Source organism: Serratia sp. Sp408, from assembly GCF_057180665.1.
Genome location: NZ_JBXUFT010000004.1, coordinates 106,287 through 128,110, shown reverse-complemented (window position 1 = coordinate 128,110; position 21,824 = coordinate 106,287). Strand labels below are relative to the sequence as shown.

The following is a 21,824-nucleotide window of genomic DNA, read 5'->3' as shown; positions in this document are numbered from 1 at the left end:
CTTTCTCCGACAGCATACGGCGATTTGACTGCGCACAGTTTGCCACCGAATCCACCAGAAACCCAACGTTGTTAGCCCGCCGCTGCGCTAGGCGCGGCGAAAACGCTCAGGGGTGGTGCCGGCGATCTGCTGGAACATCACAATAAAGGCCGACGCCGAGCTGTAGCCCACTTCCAGTGCCACCTCTTGCACCGTGTGCCCTTTTTCCAGCAACGAAATGGCATGCAAAAAGCGCAGTCGCTGCCGCCATTCGCTGAACGACATCCCCAGTTGCTGCTGACAACGTCGTGACAACGTTCGCTCAGTGGTGTAGACCCGGCTCGCCCAGACCGCCAGCGACGTATTGTCCGACGGGCAGCGCTCCAGCGCCTGCAACACCGGCCCGAGAAATTTGTCCTGCGAGGTCGGCAGATAAGTTTGCTGGATGGGCGCCTGATGCAGTTGATCGATCAGTACCCGGCACAGCCGTAGCTCGGTTTTATTCTGCGGGGCCAGCATTTTGCGCGCCAGACACTGGTCAACGATAGCTTTGAATACCGGCGACACATTGAGCAGACACGCCTGCTGCGGCAGATTCTGACACAAAGGGCGGGCGATGTTGATGGTACGAAACAGCGCCGGTTTACGGTTATAGCTGGCATGCTCGATGCCCGGCGGCAGCCAGACGGCAAACTCCGGCGGCGCCAGAAATCGCTGGCCGGCGATGCTCAGCGCCACCACCCCGCTCTTGACGCAAATCACCTGGCCCCATGCATGGCTGTGCGGCAAATATTCGGTATCTGCATTGGTTTCTTCACTGCGGAAGAACAGCGTGCGCGGCGCATCCACGCCGCTGGTCGGATAGTTACGCGTTTCGGCCATCGTTAAGGTTGTCTTGATTTCGCTAAAGGGTGTCTGATTTTCGCTATATATAATAAACCAGACACAGGTAGACTAGCCAGCAATCGGTTTGTTATTGAGAATAATTATCATGAACGTATTGTTTCCCCTGCTGGCGGTGCTGATTTGGTCAATCAACGCCGTAGTCAGCAAAGCCTCGGCTAGCGCTATCGATCCGGCGGCGATCTCCTTTTACCGTTGGCTGCTGGCATTGGTTACGCTGACGCCGTTTGTATTGCCGGGGGTGATCCGCAACTGGCAAACGGTGCGCACCCATTGGTGGAAGTTGCTGATCCTCGGCCTGTTGGGCATGGTGCTGTATCAGAGCCTGGCGTATTACGCCGCCCACAGCGTCAGTGCGCTCTTTATGGGCATCCTCAACTCGCTGATCCCGCTGTTGACGGTGTTGCTCGGTGTCTGGCTGCTGCGCGTAGCGCCCACGGTCGGCATTGCCATCGGCAGCCTGCTGTCGCTGGGTGGGTTGGTATGGCTGGTCAGCAGCGGCCAACCGGGGCAACTGCTGCAACACGGCATCGGCAAAGGTGAATTGATGATGTTCGCCGCCTCGGCGTCCTACGCGCTGTATGGCGTGCTGACCAAGCGCTGGGCAATCGCCATACCGAACTGGCAGGCACTGTACGTGCAGATTCTGTTCGGCGTGCTGTTGCTGCTGCCGAATTTCCTGCTGGCGCAGGACGTGGCGCTGAATGGCCACAATATTCCACTGGTGCTGTTTGCCGGTATTCCGGCATCCATTATCGCACCGTATCTGTGGATCCAGGGCGTGATGCGCCTCGGCGCCAATACCGCATCGATTTTTATGAATCTGGCTCCGGTATTTACCGCCATTATCGCCATGCTGTTCCTGCATGAGCAGTTGCACAGTTACCACCTGATTGGCGGCGGCATCACCTTATTGGGGGTGGTACTCTCGCAGCGCCTGCGTACGCCGCTAGGCCGCAAGGCACCGGCAACCGTGCCGAACGCCGACCTCAAGAAGTGATAACCGCCTGCCCTATCCGGGCGACGGCGTAAAGCGCACCCGCACCAGCAGGCCGCCGAGCTCGGACGAAGGCAACAGCTGCGGGCGGGTGCCGTGATAGGCCAAAATATCCTTTACCAACGCCAGTCCCAATCCGGCCCCCGGCTGGCTGCCAACGTTGTCGAGTCGGTGGAACGGTAGCAGCGCCTGCAAGGCATCTTCCTGCGCAATGCCCGGTCCGCTGTCTTCTATTTCCAGCAGGCAGTCGCCTGCCCCTTGATCGCACAGCACCCGCGCGGTTACCACGCCGTTACGCGGCGTGTATTTCAGCGCGTTATCCAGCAAATTGGCACACATTTCGGTCAATAACAGCGCTTCGCCGTTAATCCAGCAGGCCGCCAGTCCCTCATAGCCCAGATCGATCTGCTTGCTACGCGCCTGGGGTAAACGCGAAAAACAGGCATCGCGCAGCAGTTGCGCCAGGTCCACCGGCTGCAACCTGCGCTCGGCGCTATGCTCATGCGCTTTCAAGCGCGACAGATGCAACAACCGATCGGTGAGTGCCACGGTATTGTCCAGGGTGGTACTCATCGCCAGCAGGCTTTCACGCCACTGTTCCGGCCGGTCACTGGCCAGAGCAACGCCAACCTGGGTTTTCAGTACTGCCAACGGCGTACGCAACTGGTGCGACGCATCGGCGCTGAACCGCTCCTGCCGCGCTACCATCACCCGCAGCCGTTCAATGTAGCGGTTAAACGCCAGCAGCAGCGGCTGCATTTCCGACCAGGGCAACACCATCGGTAACGGCGTCAGCTCACCCGGGTCGCGCCGCATCATCAGGCTTGACAGCTTGCGCAGCGGTTTGAGCAGTTTCTTCAGCAATACGAAGGCCAGCAACAGCGTCAGTACCACCACCGTCCCCTGACTGGCCAACGCCGCCAGCATCATCTGTCGCGCCAGGTACTTGCGTGACTCCAGCGTTTCCGCCACCAGAATCACCGCCATCCCCATTACGCCGGATTCATTGATCGGCTGATACAGCGCCGCAACGCGGATTGGCCGGCCATAGTAGCTGGCGTCATAAAAATGCACCAATGCCGGGTAAAGGTTGGAACGTGGGATATTCTTCGGCGGCAATGGCAGATCGTCATAGCCGGAAATGCTGATGCCCTCGGGCGAAATCACTTCGTAATACAGTTGGTCGTTCATGTTGCGCTCAAAACTGTCGAGCACCACATATGGCACATCCACTTCCAACCGGCCGCCGCGTACGATCAGCCGCTCGGCCACGGTACGCGCCGACGCCAGCAGGGTGCGGTCATAGGCCAGCGTTGCGGCGCTCATGGCACTAAAATAGTGGGTGTAAATCGAGATACCACCCAGCACCATCAACGGCAGACCAAAGAACAGTAACAGTTGATTGAACAGTGAACGCGGCGGGTTAAACCATTTCATTGCACAGCTCCAGGCTGTAGCCCAGGCCGCGCAGCGTCACAATCGCCACATTACTGCCATGCAGTTTTTTACGCACCCGGTGGACATACAGCTCGATGCTTTCCGGGTTCGCCTCGTCCGACAGGGTAAATACCTGCTCAAACAGCTGCTGTTTAGCCACCGGCCGCCCACGTCGGTGGATCAGGGTGGTCAGCACCGCCAGTTCGCGCGGTGTCAATGCCAGCGGTTTGTCATCCAGCAGAAAATAGCCTTCGTCATGGTAGGTCAATGCACCGAACTGCAACGCCTGCTGAGTCACGCCCACGCTGCGGCGCAGCAACGCCCGGATGCGTGCCTCCAGCTCATCCAGTTCGAACGGCTTGGTGAGGTAGTCGTCAGCGCCGAGATTCAGCCCCTTGACGCGATCGGCGACGTCGGTTCTGGCCGTCAACAACAATACCGGCATATTTTGCCCGCGCTTGCGCAGGCGGGCCAGCAGATCCAGCCCGTTCAAACGCGGCAGTGCCACGTCCAGCACCACCAGCACATAGTTTTCATTCAGCAGCATATGATCGGCCGCCACGCCATCCGCAGCAACGTCGACGGCAAATCCAGCGCCGGTCAGCGCCTTTTGCAGCCAATGTGACAGTTCGGGATGGTCTTCAACCAGTAACAAACGCATTTGCCCATTCCATTGATGATTCGATCAACCCGGCGTCATTGCGACACCGTTAACAAGTTTATAACGAAGAATGGCATGGAAGAGAAACAGAGAGAAGAGCAGCGCCGCCGCCATTTTGAGAGCTGGCACACAATTACGGCGCACGGCAGCGTAACGTTTTATCTTAACGCGATCTCACTGCCCGCCAGGGCAATGGCAAACACCGGGCGCAGTTTAGCCGGGGTGAACGGCGGAGAAACCAGTACGTTGCGGTTGTTGGTGGCAAACACCAGATCCACCCCGGTGACACAGGCGGTCATCTGGCAGACATGGCTAACGCCGCTGGCAGAGGAAAAGTGCAGTTCAAAGACGCCGATGCTTGGCCGCAAGTGTTTGACGCGACACTGGCCGGCGTCGCCGACCATTTCGGCATAAGCCTGTGGCAACATCTTGATCGCCTTGGTTCTGGCGCAGTCTTTGCCGGCAAATAACTTACTCAGAGAAAACATGGTGGTGCACCCGAAATCATTTTGTTTTTGCCATTTTATCGCAGGACGAATGTGGCAAAGGTGACATTACGCATGTTATTTGCAGAGTTTGCCGGCGGTTATCGCCGGACATTCTGTGCTAATGCCGATAAATCCGCGCTGGATTTACCGCTGATTTGTCCAATCCAGGAGACGCGTATCACACCCTGCAAACTTTCCCACCGGCTGAAAGGTAAATGAAAGGTTGTTGTTTTAACAATTCAGCAACCTCGCACCCGCGAGGAGTTTCACCGTCTGAAGACAAATACCTAGGGGAAGGCAATGAAAAAAATAATTACCCGTACTCTGACCGCAACCGCGCTGCTGCTGGCAGCCAATCAGGCATTTGCCATCGATGCACCCAAGCGTACCGAATGTATCGCCCCGGCCAAACCCGGCGGCGGTTTCGATCTGACCTGCAAACTGATCCAGGTTTCGCTGCAGGAAACCAAGGCCATCGACAAACCGATGCGCGTTACCTACATGCCCGGCGGCGTCGGCGCGGTAGCCTATAACGCCATCGTCGCGCAACGTCCGGCCGAGTTCGGTACCGTCGTGGCGTTTTCCGGCGGTTCGCTGCTCAACCTGTCGCAGGGCAAATTCGGCCGTTACAGCGTCGACGACGTGAAATGGCTGGCGGCGGTCGGCACCGATTATGGCATGATCGCCGTGCGCGCAGACTCACCGTATAAGTCATTGAAAGATCTGATGGAGGCCTTCAAGAAGGATCCGAACAGCGTGGTATTCGGCGCCGGTGCCTCGATTGGCAGTCAGGACTGGATGAAAACGGCACTGTTGGCGCGCGAAGTCGGGGTCGATCCGCACAAGATGCGCTACGTCGCGTTTGAAGGCGGCGGCGAGCCGGTGACGGCGCTGCTGGGTAACCACATTCAGGCGGTTTCCGGCGACTTGAGCGAAATGGTGCCCTACCTGCAAGGCGACAAGATTCGCGTACTGGCGGTATACGCCGACCAGCGTCTGCCGGGTCAGTTGGCCGACGTGCCGACCGCCAAAGAACAGGGCTACAACCTGGTATGGCCAATCATCCGTGGGTTCTACGTTGGGCCTAAGGTCAGCGACGCAGAGTACCAATGGTGGCAAGACACCTTCGCCAAGATGATGCAAACCGAGGAGTTCAAAAAGCAGCGGGATATGCGCGGCCTGTTTGAATTCAACCTGACCGGCAAAGAGCTGGATAGCTACGTGAAAAATCAGGTCAATCAATACCGTGAACAGGCGAAAGCCTTCGGTCTGGCCAAGTAATCCCGGGGGCATACCATGAGCGATCGTATCTTTGCCGGACTGTGGCTGCTGCTGTGCATCGGCGGCCTGATCGTCGGCTGGGGCATTCAGAGCGAATACAGCTATGAACCGCTGGGGCCTCGCCCCTTCCCACTGGCCATTCTCAGCCTGATGGCGCTGTGCGCCGCGCTGTTACTGCTGCGCCGTCCGCAAGTGGTCGAATGGCCGCATCACAAAATCCTGCAGCGGCTTATCGTCCTGACGATCGCGCTGGTGTTGTATGCCTGGGGTTTTGAATGGCTGGGCTTTCCGCTGGCCACCGCCCTGCTGACCTTCAGCATTGCCTTGCTGTTCCAGGCAAGCGTGCTGGCGGCGGGTATTTCCGGTGTGGTGATGGGCGTAGCGCTGTATTACGCCTTTGACCGCTTGCTTGATGTCACACTGCCGCTCGGCGTCTGGCTGAGTTAACGGGGGCGATAATGGAAACCTGGATGTATTTATCTCAAGGGTTCGAGGTAGCATTAATACCGCAGAACCTGGTGATCGCCCTGATCGGCTGTTTTGTCGGCACCATCGTCGGCCTGTTGCCGGGGTTGGGGCCGATCAACGGCGTGGCGATCCTGCTGCCGTTAGCCTTCGCGCTGAAGTTGCCGGCTGAATCGGCACTGATTTTGCTGGCGACGGTGTATATCGGCTGTGAATACGGCGGACGCATCTCTTCAATATTACTTAACGTGCCGGGTGATGCTGCGGCGATCATGACCGCGCTGGACGGCTACCCGATGGCGCAGCAAGGGCGCGCCGGCGTGGCGCTGTCAATCTCGGCGGTCAGTTCGTTCGTCGGCTCAATGATCGCCATCGGCGGCATTATCCTGTTTGCCCCGCTGCTGGCACGCTGGTCACTGGCATTTGGTCCAGCGGAATACTTCGCGCTGATGGTGTTCGCCATTGCCTGTCTGGGCAGCATGATGAGCCAGAACCCGCTGAAGTCGCTGTTGGCGGCGCTGATCGGGTTGGGTCTGGCAACGGTTGGCGTGGATGCCAACACCGGCGTTTACCGCTTTACCTTTGACAGCGTGCACCTCTCCGATGGCATTCAGTTTATCGTGGTGGTGATCGGCCTGTTCTCGGTCAGTGAAATTCTGTTGATGCTGGAAAGCACCAGCACCGGCCAGAAACTGGTACGCAAGACCGGCCGTCTGCTGTTTAATCGCCAGGAAGCTGCGCAGTGCGTCGGTCCGACCCTGCGTTCATCGGTGGTCGGCTTCTTCGTCGGCATTTTGCCCGGTGCCGGCGCCACCATCGCCAGCGCCCTGACCTATATGACCGAGAAAAAAATCAGCGGCAACAGCGATACCTTCGGCAAGGGCGATATTCGCGGCGTTGCGGCACCAGAGGCGGCCAACAACGCTTCGGCCTGCGGATCGTTCATTCCAATGCTGACGCTGGGCGTACCCGGTTCCGGCACCACCGCGGTGATGATGGGCGCACTGACGCTGTACAACATCACGCCGGGACCGGCGATGTTCACCGAGCAACCAGACATCGTCTGGGGGCTGATTGCCGCGCTGCTGATTGCCAACGTGATGCTGTTAATCATGAACATTCCATTGATTGGTTTGTTCACCCGCATGCTGACCATTCCGTTATGGTTCCTGGTGCCGGCCATTGCGGCGGTATCGGCGGTTGGCGTCTACGCGGTGCACAGCACCACCTTTGATCTGCTGTTAATGGTCGGACTGGGGATATTCGGTTACATCTTGCGGAAAATGCACTTCCCGATGTCACCGCTGATCCTCGGCTTCGTACTGGGGGAAATGCTGGAGCAGAACCTGCGTCGCGCACTGTCGATCAGCAACGGCGAGTTCGGCATTCTGTGGGGCAGTTCTATCGCGCAATGCCTGCTGGTGCTGGCGGTGGCGGTGCTGGTGCTGCCACCAATCCTGCGTAAACTGCGCAAGCGCCGCAGCCATACGGTAGAAGCAGCCAAGGTCGAGTAAGCATTAGCGGTATTGACACCTGGGGCCGGATTATCCGACCCCTTTTTTATCGTTTGCTTTAGGTAAATAATTTTATATATGCAGCAAATAAGGCGTTCAAAATCAGGAAAAATAAAATTGATAAATAAAACAAACCCGACTGCCAATTCTATTTTTCACGTGTGACGTCATAAAAAACCATACGCATCACTTGTTCTTGGTAGGAACAATGCTTTCCTTCCTGTCTTTATCATCATAAAGAAATAGCAAATCGCCACCGCCCCGAAAATCCCCGTCTGACAATGAAATGAATAAGGAAAAGGGCATTCATATTTCTCAGGGGAACAGCGGCAATCGTATAAAAAGCCCGATACTGTCATAACAGTATCGGAAGATATTTAAAATGGAGAGCCAAGGTCATTTAATTTCAACACAAGCAATAAATTAGATTTTTATCGTGTGTTCTTATATCGACGACCTTCGCTCTCCTGATGTGACCAGCTACCAGGCCGCCCACCACAGGCGCAGTTTCATCCCCCAGTAGCTGGTCCAACCGGTGGTGCTCTGCACCACCTTGCCCTTATCAATGATGACCAAGGTCGGCGTGACGCCAATCTGCCACTGCGCCGCCAACGCCCCGTTCGGGTCATTGACTACCGGTAGCGATAATCGCTTGCCCGCCAGCCATTCGGCAACCTGCACATCGTCACCGGAACGCAACGCCACGCTCAGCACGTTGTCACCCAGCGCTGCCAGTTTGGCCACGCTGGGGGTGGTGTAACGGCAGACGCCACACCACGAAGCCCAAAAATAGACCAGCAATGGCCGTTGCTGGCTGAGTTGTGCCAGCGAAACCGCCGAACCATCGAGCGTGGCTAACTGCTGCTCAGCGAAAGCGTCCGGTGCCTGCGGCGCGCGCAGCGTATCCATCAGCCACACGATGCCGCCAGTTATCAGCAGTAACAACAGTATTTCGCGCGCCCAGCGCTTTAACCTAGCCATTGTTCGCCTTCGCCAGCTGTTGCTTCACCATGCTTTCAAGTTCTTGATACGAGACCGCTCCCGCCAGCATCCGATCGCCGATCAGCGTGGCAGGCGTTCCCTGTACTCCCAACTGTTCCGCCAACTGCATGTTGGTACGCAACGTTTCCATGCTGCGATCGCTTGGCGCAACCGGCTTGACGTTGGTCTTCTGCTGCGCGGCGGCGATGCTGGCATCGTCGTGGAAACCCTTTTTCGCCATCAGCCGCTGGTGCAGCGCCCAGAACTGTTCCGGGTGCTGTTGCCAAGCGGTCAGCGCAATACGCGCCGAACTGACCGAACTTTCCCCCTTGAACGGCAGTAGTTTCACCACCAGCGCCACCTGCGGATACTGCTTGACGATTTTCTCCAGCATCGGATCAAAGCGTTTGCAGTAAGGGCAGTTGTAATCGGTAAAGGTCACCAGCGTCAGTTTGGCGTTTTTCGCCCCCATGCGCGGGCTGGCCGGATCGTCATACAGCGTTTTGGCATTGGCCGCGATAACCTGACTGACCTGCTGGCTGGCGGTCTGCTGCTGCCAGGCATCCACCGCCTGTGCCAATATATCCGGGTTGGATACCATGGTTTCACGCACAATCTCCTTGATGCGCGCCTCCTGTTCAGGGGTAAACGGCGCAGCGGCCCACACCGGCGAAACCAGCATCATCAATACAATCAGTAATTTTTTCATTTTTCAGTTCCTTGAGCGGCACTAAGGGTTTGCAACACGGCATCGCGGGTCAATAATGCTGACAGCACCGTACCGTTTGGCTTAGCTGGGCCATAAATCTGGTTAAACGGCACGGCGACACTGCCGCGACGTTGCAGGAAAGCGGTAATCTCCGCAGAAGGACGGCTCCAGTCGCCGCGCAGCGCCACCACGTCATCGGCGCTCAGCGCCTGTTGCACGTCATCACGCAGCAGCACATTGAATTTATTGGCTTTACAGGTCACACACCAGTCTGCGGTAACGTCCACGAACACCCGTTTATGCTGCGCCAACGCCTGCTCGATCGCCTGTTCCGACAAGGGTTGCCAGTTGATGCGATCCACCAGCGGCTGCCGCCACAGCGAGGCGCTCAGCGAACCGGCCAACAGCGCCACGCCGGCCAACACCAGCACGCCGGCACTGACCATGGCCGCCAGCCGCGCACCGTGTCGATACCAGACCGCCAGCAACAAACAGCACAACAGCACAGCGGCAATAATCCAGGTCGGCACGGCGCCAATATGATTGGTCATCAGACTAAGCAGCCACAGCGAAGAGGCCAACATCAGCAGGCCGAGACCCAGGCGTAGCGTATTCATCCAGCGGCCCGGACGCGGCAGGCGCAGCGCCAATGCCGGCCAGGCGGCAATCATCAGCCACGGCAGGCTCATCCCGACGCCCAGCGCCACAAACATGCCCCACAGCACCGGCAGCGGCGCGGCCAGCGCAAACGCGACCGCCGTGCCAAGGAACGGTGCAGAGCACGGCGTCGCCAGCAGCGTGGCAAAGGCCCCCTGCCAGAAATGCCCGCTCATCCCCTGCCCGCCCTGCGTCGCCAGGCGGGTATTGAGGCCGGAGGAGAGCTGCAGATGAAACAGGCCAAACAGATTGGCACTGAACAACAGCGTAATCAGCACCATAAAACCGATAAACCACGGGTTCTGAAACTGGATGCCCCAGCCAAGCGCATGGTTGCTCAGCCGCAGCACGGTCATCAATAGCGCCAACGCCATAAACGACGCCACAATGCCGGCGCTGGAAAGCAAAAACTGCATCCGCACGCTGCGTCGGTCACGTTGCTCCACCTGCAAGATAGCGCTCAGCTTGATGCCCAGTACCGGCAGCACGCACGGCATCAGGTTCAGGATCAAGCCGCCGACCAATGCCATCAACACCGCCTGCCACAACGGGAAAGCGGCCGAATCGGCAGCGGCCAACGGTTCGCCGATGGTCAGCGTTGCCTGCTGCGCGACGCCGCCGTCGCCGATCACCAGCGTCAGGGTTTTGCCTCGCAGATCGGGGGCGCTATCACCCCAGCCGTCGCTGACCGGCACTCGCGCCAGCAGTTGCGTACCGTCGCTGCTGATGCTCGGTTTACCGATATCGACGTCGTCCAGGCTGTCGAAGAACAGCGCCGGCTGTTGCCAGCCTGTGCTACGTTCGGCGCCGATCTGCAGCTCACCGTTCTGGTAACCGGCGCGCAGGTTTTCCGCCAGGCCGCGCTCAATCGGCACCTGCCCCATCGCCTGGGCAAAGTCATGGTTGAACTGCGCATCGTTTGGCGCACTCATATCGAGGCTAAACGGATAGTCGGTCAGAATGCAGACGTTGCTGCAGGTGGAAAGCGTCAGCGTCCCCGCCAGCCGGGTGGAAACCTCACCCTGCATGACGATCGGCAGGCTGACCTGCTGGTGATAGCCCTGGGTGGAAATCCCGGCAACGTCAAACCGTTGCGGCGTCGGCCAGTACCATTTGGCCGGCGGCGGATTGCCTTGCCAACGGATTGCCGGCGCAATGCCGCCCTCGCCGGGCGAACGCCAATAGGTTTTCCAGCCGTTTTGCAGTTCGACCGACAGCAGCAGGCGAGTTTCGCCAGCTTGCGAAGTATCGGCCCGCAGCCGCACTTTAGCATGATCGTTGGTCGGATTTTGCAGCCAGCCGCTGTCCGCCGCCTGAGCGGCAGGCAGCCACAGCAGTAACAGACAGGCCACGGCCAGTCTGATGATATTCAACATGTTGTTTCTCCATCAATGAGTCAGTAATCGTCCAAAACGGGCGATCGGCTCATTCACGGAACACGCATAATCGGAGATGTACCCTGAGGGTCGGCGGGGAAATGGCGCGCGGAGGCGGAATGCGCAGCCGGGCGGAGAGCGTCGGAGCCAGCAATGCCAGTAACAGACCCAGCCCTAGCAGCACGGTTTCAAACATCACCGGCGGCGCGGCCAACAACGACTTGGCGCTCAGCTCGCACGGCGAACTCCCCGGCGCTTCGGCATGATCATCGCTGCTGGCTGCGGCGCTTACCGTGGGAACGCCAAGCATGATTTGCAACGCATGCAAGCCCGCCATGCGCTGAGTGATGCAGGTCAGCACCACCAGGCAAGCCAGGCATAAAAACCATTTTGCAATTCGTTGCCGTTTGAACATCGCATCCTCGGTTCGGTAATGCGCTTATCTTAGTGGCAACGGAATTATTCGCAACGTTTTGCCTGTAAAGAAATGTCTGACAGACGGTATTGATGGCATCAATTAACAGGTATCATAGGCAGCGTACGTTTTCTTGCACCTGTGCTTTTCGCCGGGTTTGACTTTATTTCTGCACAGCGAAGGACGGGTGATATGCAACCTTTGAGTGGCCCCGGTACCCACAACGTTTCCGATCGTCCTCCGACCGGGGGAAAAACCACTGCCGCTGACGATCAGCCACTCTCGCCGGCACAACGCACCCGGCTGGAAAAACTGATCGTGAAAATCATGGCGCTCAGTCCGGCAAAATCGGCCGAAATATGGGCCACGCTGCGCCACGATCTTGGGGCAAACCGCCCTGCGGCCAACCAGGAGTTGCAGGCTCGCCACTTTGAACCGGCTGAACGGCTGTTGCAGAATCGTCTGGATCAGGCGCAGCGCAGTCATGCCAATCGCCAGCTGTTGCAGCAGCTCACCGAACTGCTGCCGCAGGGCAATAATCGCCAGGCGGTCAGCGACTTCATTCGCCAGCAATTTGGTCATACCGTGCTGAGCAAGCTTAGCCATGAACAGCTGCAACAGGTGTTTAACCTGCTGCAAACCGGCGAACTGACCATTCCGCATCCACAGCAGAGTGCCACCAGCGATCGTCCACTGTTGCCGGCCGAGCACCAAAACCTGCAACAGCAGGTTACCCGGCTCAGCGCCGCCACCGGCGAATCACCGGCGAAAATCTGGCAGAGCCTGCTTGATTTGACCGGCGTTAAAACCAGTGAGCCACTGCCGGCACGGCATTTCCAACTGCTCAGCCAATACCTGCAGGCCAGGGTGGCGCTCAGCTCGCAAAGCGCACCAACGCTGAACAACCTGCTGGCACTGCTAAAACAGCCGGCGGACCCGCAAGAGCAGCAGCAGCTGTTCGACTATTGCCAGTCGCGCTTTCACTGCGTTGCTAACGCCCCGCTGACCCACACGCAGATCAACAACCTGATTAACCAGCTGTTTGCCCGCCGGCTGGAAAAAGCCGGTGCCGCACCGGCCATTCACAGCGACTCACCAACGCCGTTGCTCAACCCGTTGATCGCTGCGCTACCGCAACCGTGGCAAGCGGCGCTCGGTAAACGCATGCTGGCATTTGCCGCACTGATCGTGGTGCTGCTGCTGGTGCTGGCGATGATGTTTTAACCTCAGCCGCAGCCGCAATCTTGCGGCGCCGCCCAATCCAGCAACGAACCGCTGGACTCACCGATGGCCAACGGATGGCCGTCGCGCAACCAGAAGTCCAGCCCGCCAATCAGCTCCTTAACCCTGAAACCGTGCCTGGCCAGCTTATAAGCCCCCTTGGTGGAGCCGTTGCAGCCAATACCGTCGCAATAGGTGACATATACCTTGTCACGTGACAACTGCCGGGTACTGACCTCATCCATCAACCGATGCGGAAAACTGATCGCACCGGGGATATGCCCGGCGGCATATTGCTGTGCCGAGCGGATATCAATCACCACGATACTATCAATCGCCTGGCGTAAATCTTCTGCTACATCCCATGCATCGGCGTAATAGCCGAGCTTGGCCGTCAAATAGGCCAGACTGTCGGCCGGATCGGCCGCCGGAAAGGCTAAAACCTGTGAATCCTGTACCATTGCGTTATCCTGTTGTCGGTATCGTCAGGTGACAATCATGCCCGAATTTGGTCTTATAATTGATACCCATTTCGTCATCTGGACAAGACCGATTATGCCGCAAACGCTGCTTACGCTGTTCCAACAGCCGCAACAGGCCGCCACCACCCTGCGCGATCGGGTGTGCAGCACGCTACGCCGCGCCATTCATGGCGGTACGCTGGTCAGCGGCCAGCGCTTGCCCTCCTCGCGCCTGCTGGCCGCCGATTTAGGCATTTCACGCGTTACCGCCGAAGCGGCCTATGGGCAACTGGAAGCCGAAGGTTATTTGCAACGCCGCGTCGGCCAGGGCACCTTTGTGGCGATTACCGTCACCCGGTCGCCCCCCTCCCGGCTGCCGCACCGTCGCCCTCGACTATCGCAGCGCGGCGAGCAGATTCTCCACACCGGTGGCTGTCGCGATCCGCAACAACCGCTGCCTTTCGCCGCCGGTTCGCCCGACCTGCGCGCCTTTCCGCTGAAACTGTGGCAGCAGCTCAGTGCTCAGCAGCTGCGATTGCATGGCGAAAAACTGCTGCGCTATGGCGATCCGCAAGGCTATCTGCCGCTGCGTGAAGCCATTGCCGGTCACGTCAGTCAAACCCGCGGCGTGAACTGCGATGCACGGCAGGTGGTGGTACTGACCAGTTCTCAGCAGGCGTTGCAGCTGATCGCCACTCTGCTGCTCGACGCCGGCGATCGGGTGTGGATGGAAGAACCCGGCTATGCCGGGGCGCGTAACGCCTTTGTCAGCGCAGGGGCGCAATTGATACCCGTGGCGGTTGACGATGCCGGACTCGCGCCGTCGCCGGGGTTACCGACGCCGCGCCTGATCTATCTGACGCCGTCGCACCACTACCCGACCGGCGTGGCGCTCAGTCTGGAACGCAGGCTGGCCCTGCTGGCATTGGCGCAACGGCAGCAGACGTGGATCGTCGAGGACGACTACGACAGCGAGTTTCATTACGACGGCCAGCCGATGCCCGCCATGCAAGGTCTGGATCGTCATGGCAACGTGTTGTATCTCGGAACCTTTTCCAAAGCGCTGTTCCCTTCGCTGCGGCTGGCGTATCTGGTGCTACCGCCGGCGCTGGTGGATGCCTTCGTCACCGCACGTACGGTTTATGACGGCCACTGCGCCCAGTTGGCGCAGGCGACGACCGCCGAATTTATCCGTCAAGGCCACTTCGCTGCCCATATTCGCTATATGCGTCAGCTGTACCGTAGCCGTCGCGATTGTCTGCAACAGCAGATTCAGCGGCACTGGGTGCACTTTGCCGTGCCGCAACCCACGCCTGGCGGGTTGCAGCTGTGCGTCTGGCTACCGACCGGGCAAGAAGCCGACCTGAGCCGCCAGGCGCAGCAAGCCGGTGCGATCGCGCCTGGGCTGGCGGAGCTGTACGCCAGTCCGTCAAACCGACGAGACGGCTGGCTGCTGGGCTTTGCTGCCCTGACCCCGGGGGAAATCAGTAACGCGGTTGAGCGGCTGGCACGGCTCAAGCCCCGCGATTGAATGGACAACGCCGCCGTTTCGCTTTAAAACCATAATACATCCACAGCGAGGACCTCTCATGACCCGTGCCATTGCCGACCAACTGACCGAACGTTTTTTCCGTTATCTGGCCATTTCCAGCCAGAGCGATGCCGCCGCAACCACCTTGCCGAGCAGCCCGGGTCAGCATCATATGGCGCAGCTGCTGGCGGAAGAACTGACGCAACTGGGGTTGGAACAGGTGCAGATCGACCAGCATGCCACCGTGACCGCGCGCAAACCCGGCAATCAGCCCGGCGCGCCGCGCATCGGTTTCATTACGCATATTGATACCGTGGATGTCGGCCTGTCGCCGGACATTCACCCGCAGGTGCTGCGCTTCACCGGTGACGATTTGTGCCTCAACGCCACGCAGGACATCTGGCTGCGTACCGCCGAACACCCTGAAATTCTGCCCTATCGCGATCAGCAGATCATTTTCAGCGACGGCACCAGCGTGCTGGGTGCCGACAATAAGGCTGCGGTGACGGTAGTGATGACGCTACTGGCAAATCTGACCAGCGCCGATCGTCACGGCGATATCGTGGTGGCGTTTGTGCCCGACGAGGAGATCGGTCTGCGTGGTGCCAAGGCGTTGGATCTGGCGCGATTTGAAGTGGATTTCGCCTATACCATAGACTGCTGTGAACTGGGTGAAGTGGTGTATGAGAACTTTAATGCCGCCGCGGCGGTGATTGATATCGAAGGGGTCCCGGCCCACCCGATGTCGGCCAAAAACGTGCTGATTAACCCGATCCGCGTCGCAACCGACATCATCAATCACTTTGACAGCAAAGACACGCCGGAGCATACCGACGGCCGCGAAGGCTATTTCTGGTTCAACGATATTACCGCCAATGCCAACCACGCCACGCTGAAAGTCTCGATCCGCGACTTTGATTTAATCGCCTTCAACGCCCGCAAAGCGAAACTCGCCGCAGTAGTACAGCAGGTGGCGGCCAATTACCCGCGCGCCAAAGTCAGCTGTGCCGTTAGCGATATCTACAGCAACATCAGCAATTCGATTGGCGAGGATAAACGGGCGATAAACCTGATTTTTGGCGCGTTGGCGGCCCACGGCATCCCGCCCAAGGTGATCCCGATGCGCGGCGGTACCGACGGCGCGGCGCTGTCCAGCCGTGGCGTGCTGACACCGAACTACTTTACCGGTGCACACAATTTCCATTCGCGCTTCGAATTCCTGCCGGTCAACGCGTTCGTGAAATCCTATCAGGTCACCCGCAGCATTTGCCTGCTGGCAGCCAGGTAGTCCAGGACGCTCGGCGGCACCGCTGGTGATGCCAAAAGACATTTTTTGCCGCCAGCCCTTTTCATTTGCCATGCTTTGCTCTATTTGTAGCGCCCTTGTTTACGTTAAAGGATTTTCCGATGGCCAACTTTTTTGCCAAAGGCCTGTTATTGAGCGTCGCATTTGGCCTGCTGACTGCCTGTAACGACACCGAAACCCGCCCGCAGCTCGATATTGACGGCAAAACGATGGGTACATTTTACAGCGTCAAAATCAGCGGTCAGTTGAGCGAAAGCCGCCAACAGTTGCAACAGGAAATCGACGCCCTGCTGGAACAGGCCAACGACGACATCTCCACCTATCGTGCCAATTCGGTGCTGTCGCGCTTTAACCAGTCACGCAGCGCCGAGCCTCAGCCGATCCCCCGAGGGATGGCCGACATCATTCTCACCGCCCAGCGTATCGGCCGTGACACCGGCGGTGCAATGGATATCACCGTCGGCCCGCTGGTGAATCTGTGGGGCTTCGGCCCGGACAAGCGACCGGTAACCATCCCCAGCCAACGGCAAATCGATGCGGCGAAGAACGACATCGGGCTGCAACACCTGAAACTGATCGCTGACCAGCGCGGCGAATGGCTGCAAAAGGATTTGCCGGATCTCTACGTTGACCTTTCCACTCTCGGCGAAGGCTACGGCGTTGACCAGTTGGTCAAATTGATGGCGCGCAAGGGCATTACCAATTATCTGGTGTCCGTGGGTGGTGCGGTATCGTCTCGCGGGGTGAACGGCCAGGGTAAGCCGTGGCGGGTGGCGATCCAGAAGCCGACCGATCGCGAAAACGCGGTGCAGGCGCTGGTGGACTTGCACGGTTACGGCATCAGTACCGCCGGCAGTTACCGCAACTATTTCGAGCAGAAAGGCCAGCGTTATTCGCACGTCATCGATCCGACTACCGGCCGGCCAATCGTTCATCAACTGGTGTCAGCCACGGTGATTGCACCGACCGCGCTGGAAGCCGACGGCTGGGATACCGGCTTGATGGTACTGGGAACGGAAAAAGCGCTGAAACTGGCGCAAGAGAAAGGTCTGGCGGTGTATTTGATCGGTAAAACCGATAACGGCTTCACTGCCGTGATGACGCCGCAGTTCAAGGCGTTCCTGGTGCAGTAGTCTGGTATATCGCCTGGCGCGCCGTCTATCTCGCTTTTTGGTAACGATGGGCATGCCGCGGTGGCGATAACGCAGCGTTCAATCCTGCGATGCCGGATTGAACGCTGCTGACAGCCCTTATTTGGTCAACGCAATAATACCCAGCGTCAGACCGGCAACGGCCGCGGCACCACCGGCGATTGCGCCCGCGGTTTCCCAGTTGTCCTGCGTGGTGCCCTTCATGCAGGTGTTGGTATGCACCAGCCGCCCCTGATCGTCATAAACCGGGACGCACGGTGAGTTGGTGGCGCAACCGGCCAAAACGGCCGACAGTAACCCAACCGCAATTAACTTTTTCATACTTTTTTGCCTCAATGTTCGATCACTAGTAAACGCTACGCCGAGCGATAATCACGCTACCTGCCTATTGTATGCGCAAATATGACGGGAACGAATCGATGATGCGGCTAGCGCGGTGATTTGGGAAAACTCTGAACCGCCCGCCGACGGGGGGAAAAGTAAAAAGCCCGCGTTATCGCGGGCTTGATCGGCAATTGATGCTGTAACGGCTTATTTAGCCAGTTTACGCATCACCAGCGTGGCGTTGGTACCACCAAAACCGAAGCTGTTAGACATGACGGTAGTCAGCGCACGCTCGGTTGGCTGAGTCACGATGTCCATGCCAGCCGCTTTTTCGTCCAGATTATCGATGTTGATGCTAGGCGCAATAAAGCCATGCTCAACCATCAACAGGCTGTAGATGGCTTCCTGCACGCCTGCCGCACCCAGCGAGTGACCGGTCATCGCCTTGGTGGACGAGATGGCCGGGGTGGTGTCGCCGAACACTTCACGGATCGCGCCCAGTTCCTTGACATCGCCAACCGGCGTAGAGGTGCCGTGTACGTTGATGTAATCGATCGGCGTGTCCAGATCCTGCATTGCCATGCGCATGCAACGCACCGCGCCTTCGCCTGATGGAGCAACCATGTCGGCGCCATCGGAGGTCGCGCCATAGCCGACGATTTCCGCATAGATATGCGCACCGCGCGCCAGAGCGTGTTCCAGTTCTTCAACCACTACCATGCCGCCGCCGCCGGCGATGACGAAACCGTCACGCGCTGCGTCGTAGGTACGGGAGGCTTTTTCTGGCGTGTCGTTGTAGCTGGTGGACAGTGCGCCCATCGCATCGAACTCACAAGCCATTTCCCAGCACAGTTCTTCACCGCCGCCGGCAAACACCACGTCCTGCTTGCCCAGTTGAATCAGTTCAACCGCATGGCCGATACAGTGTGCCGAAGTGGCGCAGGCAGAGCTGATCGAGTAGTTAACGCCACGGATTTTGAACGGCGTCGCCAGACAGGCAGAAACGCCGGATGCCATGGCCTTGGTCACCATATACGGCCCCACGCCGCGCAGCCCCTTGGCGCGCATACCGTCGGAACCGGCAACCTGGTTACGTGGCGAACCACCGCCAGAACCTACTACCAGGCCGGTGCGTTCGTTAGAAACCTGATCGGCGGCCAGGCCGGAATCCTTGATGGCTTCTTCCATGGAAAGAAAGGCATAAACTGACGCATCGCTCATGAAGCGCATCACTTTACGATCGATAAGACCGGTCGTGTCCAGTTTAACATCACCCCATACGTGACTACGCATGCCGGAATCTTTCAGTTCCTGGGAGAAAGTGATCCCAGAACGTCCTTCCCGCAGGCTCGCCAGGACCTCCTGCTGGTTGTTACCAATGCTGGAGACGATTCCCAGGCCAGTAATCACTGCACGTTTCATTCAATACCTCTTCCACAATTGTTGCTTTCGGGATTTTGCATCGCACTCTAGCGTACAGTTGTACGCCGAACAAGTCCGATCAGCGTTTTTCAGTGTAATTCTGATCCAGTTTGCGCCGCAGCGCCAGCGCCGTTAGAATCGCGTCACCCCCTTGAATTATGAGCAACTGACCGTGAGCCACGCCCCCATCCAAACCGCCGCATTATCCTGGAACGAACAAGGTACACCTGTTTCGAAACAGTTTGATGACGTCTATTTTTCCAATCAGGATGGGCTGGAAGAAACCCGTTACGTCTTTCTTAACGGCAATCGGCTGCCTGCCCGTTTCGCCGAGCACCCGCGCGCGCTGTTTATCGTTGCGGAAACCGGCTTTGGCACCGGGCTTAATTTCCTGACGCTGTGGCAGGCATTTGACCGCTTCCACCGCGCCGCGCCGGACGCCACGCTGCAACGTCTGCACTTCATCAGTTTTGAAAAGTTCCCGCTGCAACCGGCGGATCTCGCCGCGGCACACGCGCGCTGGCCGGAGTTGGCGCCGTATGCCGAGCAATTGCGCGCCCAGTGGCCGCTGCCGTTGCCCGGCTGTCACCGGCTGCTGCTGGCCGACGGCCGCGTTACGCTCGATCTGTGGTTTGGCGACGTCAACGCGCTGCTGCCGCATTTTGACCACAGCATGGACAATCAGGTAGACGCCTGGTTCCTTGATGGCTTCGCGCCGGCCAAAAACCCGGAGATGTGGAGCGAGCAACTGTTTGATGCCATGGCGCGTTTTGCCCGCCCGCAGGGCAGTTTTGCCACGTTCACCGCCGCCGGGTTTGTGCGCCGCGGTTTGCAACAGGCCGGGTTTGAAGTGACGCGCAGCAAGGGCTTTGGCCAAAAACGCGAAATGCTGATCGGCACACTGGCGGCCGAAACGCCCTCCGCCAGCAACCCGACGCCCTGGTACAGTCGCCCCGCAGCCGCAAGGGTCGACGACGTTGCGCTGATCGGCGGCGGCATCGCCAGCGCCCTCATCGCGCTGGCCCTGCTGCGCCGCGGTGCCAGGGTCACGCTGTACTGCGCCGACGACGCGCCGGCGGCAGGTGCCTCCGGCAATCGCCAGGGTGCGCTGTACCCATTGCTCAATGGCCGCAATGACCCACTGGAGCGTTTTTTCAGCGCCGCTTTCCCATTCGCACGCCGACTGTATGACATGCTGGCCAAACAGGGCATTGAATTCGATCATCACTGGTGCGGCGTCACCCAGTTGGGCTATGACGACAAAAGCGCCGGCAAAATCGCCAACATGCTGGCGACCGAGTGGCCAGACGCACTGGCATTTGCCGCCGACCGCGCCACGCTCAGCGCATTGTGCGGCGTGGATAGCGGGTTTGCCGGTATCAACTATCCGCAAGGCGGCTGGCTGTGCCCGGCCGAACTGACCCGCAACGCCATTGCCTTTGCCGAGCAGCAGGGGCTGGTGTGTCACTATCGCCACCGGCTCGACGGTCTGACGCCGTCCAGCGTCGGCTGGCAACTGGCCTTCGGTAACGGCGTGACGTCGCAGCATGCCAGCGTGATCCTGGCCAACGGTCATCAACTGCCCAATTTGCCGTTTACCGCCGCGCTGCCGGTTGTCGCCGTACGTGGACAGGTGTCGCATATCCCCACTGCGCCAGCGCTCGGTCAATTGAAACAGGTACTGTGTTATGAGGGCTATCTGACACCGCTGAACCCGCGTAATCAGCAACATTGCATCGGCGCCAGTTATCAACGCGGCGACACTGCCAGCGACTATCGTGAAACGGAACAACAGGAAAATCGCGCACGTCTGCTGCGCTGTCTGCCCGAACAAAGCTGGACGCAACAGGTAGACGTCAGCGATCGACAGGCACGTTGCGGGGTACGCTGCGCGTCACGCGATCATTTGCCAATGGTCGGCGCGGTGCCGGATTATGCGCAAACGCTGACCCAGTATCAGCATTTGCAACGCCAGCGCCAACGCGCAGAAAGTATTGCCGAAGCACCGAGCTACCCAAATCTGTTTATGCTGGGCGCTTTGGGTTCACGGGGATTGTGTTCCGCACCGCTGGCGGCGGAGATTCTGGTGGCGCAGATGTTTGGCGAACCGTTGCCGGGTGAGGGTGACGTGCTGGCGGCGTTGAATCCAAACCGCATGTGGGTGAGAAAATTACTGAAGGGGCGTCCGGTATAAGGGCTATTGTCTCCCCTTCCTCTCACGCCCTGGCAGACCGGGCGTGAGAGGAAAGCGCCGGTCAGGCGTTGGCCAGCGCGGTCTGGTACAGGTTTTCCCACATGCCTTCAACCAGCGCCTGATCCGGTGGCGAAAGCTCACCGGCACGAATCGCCTGGTGCAGGCTGTGCTCCACCCGGACTTTCAGCCCTTCGGCGCTATGCTCACCGTTTTCTTCCGCTTCAGCCACCGCCAGGGTCAGATGACCGCGCAGGTAGCCACCGGCAAACAGTTCATCGTCACTGGCGTGGTCTACCATGTCATCAATCAGCGCCAAAATGCGCGCTTCGAATTCAGCGATCATTGCTTTTC

General features: G+C 58.8%; 21 protein-coding genes. 9 read left to right on the top strand and 12 right to left on the bottom strand.

The window, feature by feature from the left end:
• Window positions 1-87: 87 nt before the first annotated feature.
• Window positions 88-861: an AraC family transcriptional regulator gene (locus AC2AXP_RS14640; protein ID WP_273869643.1), complete on the bottom strand. Its 774-nt coding sequence runs from the start codon at window positions 859-861 to the stop codon at window positions 88-90.
• A gap of 109 nt (window positions 862-970) precedes the next feature.
• On the opposite strand from AC2AXP_RS14640, the gene AC2AXP_RS14635 reads away from it, so the two are divergent.
• Window positions 971-1,882, top strand: a complete 912-nt coding sequence (locus AC2AXP_RS14635; RefSeq protein ID WP_004960407.1) for a DMT family transporter — start codon at window positions 971-973, stop codon at window positions 1,880-1,882.
• Between the two features lie 12 nt (window positions 1,883-1,894).
• On the opposite strand, the gene AC2AXP_RS14630 is transcribed toward AC2AXP_RS14635, so the two are convergent.
• The 3 genes from AC2AXP_RS14630 to AC2AXP_RS14620 all read right to left on the bottom strand — a co-directional run bounded on the left by AC2AXP_RS14630 (window position 1,895) and on the right by AC2AXP_RS14620 (window position 4,465).
• On the bottom strand, window positions 1,895-3,316 hold the full coding sequence (locus AC2AXP_RS14630; protein WP_004960405.1) for a sensor histidine kinase: 1,422 nt from the start codon (window positions 3,314-3,316) through the stop codon (window positions 1,895-1,897).
• Window positions 3,303-3,977 carry a transcriptional regulator TctD gene (gene tctD / locus AC2AXP_RS14625; protein ID WP_004960403.1) on the bottom strand — a complete coding sequence of 225 codons (675 nt, stop codon included), beginning with the start codon at window positions 3,975-3,977 and terminating at the stop codon, window positions 3,303-3,305. The genes AC2AXP_RS14630 and tctD overlap by 14 nt, the downstream gene beginning before the upstream one ends.
• 158 nt (window positions 3,978-4,135) lie before the next feature.
• Entirely contained in the window at window positions 4,136-4,465 is a 330-nt protein-coding gene (locus AC2AXP_RS14620; RefSeq protein ID WP_198773476.1) for a hypothetical protein, read from the bottom strand.
• A gap of 300 nt (window positions 4,466-4,765) precedes the next feature.
• On the opposite strand from AC2AXP_RS14620, the gene AC2AXP_RS14615 reads away from it, so the two are divergent.
• From AC2AXP_RS14615 to AC2AXP_RS14605, 3 genes are read left to right on the top strand one after another with little or no spacing between them, the layout of a single operon-like run.
• On the top strand, window positions 4,766-5,746 hold the full coding sequence (locus AC2AXP_RS14615) for a Bug family tripartite tricarboxylate transporter substrate binding protein (RefSeq protein ID WP_198773477.1): 981 nt from the start codon (window positions 4,766-4,768) through the stop codon (window positions 5,744-5,746).
• Between the two features lie 15 nt (window positions 5,747-5,761).
• Window positions 5,762-6,193: a tripartite tricarboxylate transporter TctB family protein gene (locus AC2AXP_RS14610; protein WP_004960392.1), complete on the top strand. Its 432-nt coding sequence runs from the start codon at window positions 5,762-5,764 to the stop codon at window positions 6,191-6,193.
• Window positions 6,194-6,204: 11 nt separating this feature from the next.
• Window positions 6,205-7,725 carry a tripartite tricarboxylate transporter permease gene (locus AC2AXP_RS14605; protein WP_004960389.1) on the top strand — a complete coding sequence of 507 codons (1,521 nt, stop codon included), beginning with the start codon at window positions 6,205-6,207 and terminating at the stop codon, window positions 7,723-7,725.
• Window positions 7,726-8,205: 480 nt separating this feature from the next.
• Here the strand turns inward: AC2AXP_RS14605 and AC2AXP_RS14600 are convergent, their stop codons facing one another.
• The 4 genes from AC2AXP_RS14600 to AC2AXP_RS14585 are packed head-to-tail and all read right to left on the bottom strand — an operon-like array spanning window position 8,206 to window position 11,863.
• Window positions 8,206-8,706 carry a protein disulfide oxidoreductase gene (locus tag AC2AXP_RS14600; protein WP_004960383.1) on the bottom strand — a complete coding sequence of 167 codons (501 nt, stop codon included), beginning with the start codon at window positions 8,704-8,706 and terminating at the stop codon, window positions 8,206-8,208.
• Complete coding sequence (locus tag AC2AXP_RS14595; RefSeq protein ID WP_004960379.1) at window positions 8,699-9,415, bottom strand: DsbA family protein; 717 nt, start codon at window positions 9,413-9,415, stop codon at window positions 8,699-8,701. Before AC2AXP_RS14595 ends, AC2AXP_RS14600 begins: the two co-directional genes overlap by 8 nt.
• Window positions 9,412-11,448, bottom strand: coding sequence for a protein-disulfide reductase DsbD family protein (locus tag AC2AXP_RS14590; RefSeq protein ID WP_484381777.1), 2,037 nt, complete (start codon window positions 11,446-11,448; stop codon window positions 9,412-9,414). The genes AC2AXP_RS14595 and AC2AXP_RS14590 overlap by 4 nt, the downstream gene beginning before the upstream one ends.
• A gap of 49 nt (window positions 11,449-11,497) precedes the next feature.
• Window positions 11,498-11,863: a hypothetical protein gene (locus AC2AXP_RS14585; protein ID WP_004960372.1), complete on the bottom strand. Its 366-nt coding sequence runs from the start codon at window positions 11,861-11,863 to the stop codon at window positions 11,498-11,500.
• Window positions 11,864-12,055: 192 nt separating this feature from the next.
• Here AC2AXP_RS14585 and flk point away from each other — a divergent pair, with 192 nt between their 5' ends.
• The gene (gene flk / locus AC2AXP_RS14580) at window positions 12,056-13,087 is read left to right on the top strand and encodes a flagella biosynthesis regulator Flk (protein WP_198773481.1); all 1,032 of its coding nucleotides are present in this window, start codon (window positions 12,056-12,058) and stop codon (window positions 13,085-13,087) included.
• Window positions 13,088-13,089: 2 nt separating this feature from the next.
• Here the strand turns inward: flk and AC2AXP_RS14575 are convergent, their stop codons facing one another.
• Entirely contained in the window at window positions 13,090-13,545 is a 456-nt protein-coding gene (locus AC2AXP_RS14575; RefSeq protein WP_484381776.1) for a rhodanese-like domain-containing protein, read from the bottom strand.
• Between the two features lie 37 nt (window positions 13,546-13,582).
• Between AC2AXP_RS14575 and pdxR the strand changes: the two genes are divergently transcribed.
• The 3 genes from pdxR to apbE all read left to right on the top strand — a co-directional run bounded on the left by pdxR (window position 13,583) and on the right by apbE (window position 17,515).
• Entirely contained in the window at window positions 13,583-15,076 is a 1,494-nt protein-coding gene (gene pdxR / locus AC2AXP_RS14570) for a MocR-like pyridoxine biosynthesis transcription factor PdxR (RefSeq protein ID WP_004960364.1), read from the top strand.
• Window positions 15,077-15,134: 58 nt separating this feature from the next.
• Window positions 15,135-16,364, top strand: coding sequence for a peptidase T (pepT, locus tag AC2AXP_RS14565; RefSeq protein WP_004960361.1), 1,230 nt, complete (start codon window positions 15,135-15,137; stop codon window positions 16,362-16,364).
• Window positions 16,365-16,483: 119 nt separating this feature from the next.
• The gene (apbE, locus tag AC2AXP_RS14560; RefSeq protein WP_004960358.1) at window positions 16,484-17,515 is read left to right on the top strand and encodes an FAD:protein FMN transferase ApbE; all 1,032 of its coding nucleotides are present in this window, start codon (window positions 16,484-16,486) and stop codon (window positions 17,513-17,515) included.
• Between the two features lie 117 nt (window positions 17,516-17,632).
• Here the strand turns inward: apbE and AC2AXP_RS14555 are convergent, their stop codons facing one another.
• Window positions 17,633-17,854 carry a putative periplasmic lipoprotein gene (locus tag AC2AXP_RS14555; RefSeq protein ID WP_004960354.1) on the bottom strand — a complete coding sequence of 74 codons (222 nt, stop codon included), beginning with the start codon at window positions 17,852-17,854 and terminating at the stop codon, window positions 17,633-17,635.
• A gap of 210 nt (window positions 17,855-18,064) precedes the next feature.
• On the bottom strand, window positions 18,065-19,279 hold the full coding sequence (gene fabB, locus AC2AXP_RS14550) for a beta-ketoacyl-ACP synthase I (RefSeq protein WP_004960351.1): 1,215 nt from the start codon (window positions 19,277-19,279) through the stop codon (window positions 18,065-18,067).
• 172 nt (window positions 19,280-19,451) lie between these two features.
• Between fabB and mnmC the strand changes: the two genes are divergently transcribed.
• Entirely contained in the window at window positions 19,452-21,473 is a 2,022-nt protein-coding gene (gene mnmC, locus AC2AXP_RS14545; RefSeq protein WP_484381775.1) for a bifunctional tRNA (5-methylaminomethyl-2-thiouridine)(34)-methyltransferase MnmC2/FAD-dependent 5-carboxymethylaminomethyl-2-thiouridine(34) oxidoreductase MnmC1, read from the top strand.
• A gap of 61 nt (window positions 21,474-21,534) precedes the next feature.
• Here the strand turns inward: mnmC and AC2AXP_RS14540 are convergent, their stop codons facing one another.
• Entirely contained in the window at window positions 21,535-21,816 is a 282-nt protein-coding gene (locus AC2AXP_RS14540) for a YfcL family protein (protein ID WP_004960346.1), read from the bottom strand.
• Window positions 21,817-21,824: the final 8 nt, after the last annotated feature.

What these genes read in the sequence shown, in the direction of transcription:
- AC2AXP_RS14640 (WP_273869643.1), bottom strand. Translation starts at nt 861, where the DNA reads ATGGCCGAAACGCGTAACTATCCGACCAGCGGCGTGGATGCGCCGCGC.
- AC2AXP_RS14635 (WP_004960407.1), top strand. Translation starts at nt 971, where the DNA reads ATGAACGTATTGTTTCCCCTGCTGGCGGTGCTGATTTGGTCAATCAAC.
- AC2AXP_RS14630 (WP_004960405.1), bottom strand. Translation starts at nt 3,316, where the DNA reads ATGAAATGGTTTAACCCGCCGCGTTCACTGTTCAATCAACTGTTACTG.
- tctD (WP_004960403.1), bottom strand. Translation starts at nt 3,977, where the DNA reads ATGCGTTTGTTACTGGTTGAAGACCATCCCGAACTGTCACATTGGCTG.
- AC2AXP_RS14620 (WP_198773476.1), bottom strand. Translation starts at nt 4,465, where the DNA reads ATGTTTTCTCTGAGTAAGTTATTTGCCGGCAAAGACTGCGCCAGAACC.
- AC2AXP_RS14615 (WP_198773477.1), top strand. Translation starts at nt 4,766, where the DNA reads ATGAAAAAAATAATTACCCGTACTCTGACCGCAACCGCGCTGCTGCTG.
- AC2AXP_RS14610 (WP_004960392.1), top strand. Translation starts at nt 5,762, where the DNA reads ATGAGCGATCGTATCTTTGCCGGACTGTGGCTGCTGCTGTGCATCGGC.
- AC2AXP_RS14605 (WP_004960389.1), top strand. Translation starts at nt 6,205, where the DNA reads ATGGAAACCTGGATGTATTTATCTCAAGGGTTCGAGGTAGCATTAATA.
- AC2AXP_RS14600 (WP_004960383.1), bottom strand. Translation starts at nt 8,706, where the DNA reads ATGGCTAGGTTAAAGCGCTGGGCGCGCGAAATACTGTTGTTACTGCTG.
- AC2AXP_RS14595 (WP_004960379.1), bottom strand. Translation starts at nt 9,415, where the DNA reads ATGAAAAAATTACTGATTGTATTGATGATGCTGGTTTCGCCGGTGTGG.
- AC2AXP_RS14590 (WP_484381777.1), bottom strand. Translation starts at nt 11,448, where the DNA reads ATGTTGAATATCATCAGACTGGCCGTGGCCTGTCTGTTACTGCTGTGG.
- AC2AXP_RS14585 (WP_004960372.1), bottom strand. Translation starts at nt 11,863, where the DNA reads ATGTTCAAACGGCAACGAATTGCAAAATGGTTTTTATGCCTGGCTTGC.
- flk (WP_198773481.1), top strand. Translation starts at nt 12,056, where the DNA reads ATGCAACCTTTGAGTGGCCCCGGTACCCACAACGTTTCCGATCGTCCT.
- AC2AXP_RS14575 (WP_484381776.1), bottom strand. Translation starts at nt 13,545, where the DNA reads ATGGTACAGGATTCACAGGTTTTAGCCTTTCCGGCGGCCGATCCGGCC.
- pdxR (WP_004960364.1), top strand. Translation starts at nt 13,583, where the DNA reads ATGCCCGAATTTGGTCTTATAATTGATACCCATTTCGTCATCTGGACA.
- pepT (WP_004960361.1), top strand. Translation starts at nt 15,135, where the DNA reads ATGACCCGTGCCATTGCCGACCAACTGACCGAACGTTTTTTCCGTTAT.
- apbE (WP_004960358.1), top strand. Translation starts at nt 16,484, where the DNA reads ATGGCCAACTTTTTTGCCAAAGGCCTGTTATTGAGCGTCGCATTTGGC.
- AC2AXP_RS14555 (WP_004960354.1), bottom strand. Translation starts at nt 17,854, where the DNA reads ATGAAAAAGTTAATTGCGGTTGGGTTACTGTCGGCCGTTTTGGCCGGT.
- fabB (WP_004960351.1), bottom strand. Translation starts at nt 19,279, where the DNA reads ATGAAACGTGCAGTGATTACTGGCCTGGGAATCGTCTCCAGCATTGGT.
- AC2AXP_RS14540 (WP_004960346.1), bottom strand. Translation starts at nt 21,816, where the DNA reads ATGATCGCTGAATTCGAAGCGCGCATTTTGGCGCTGATTGATGACATG.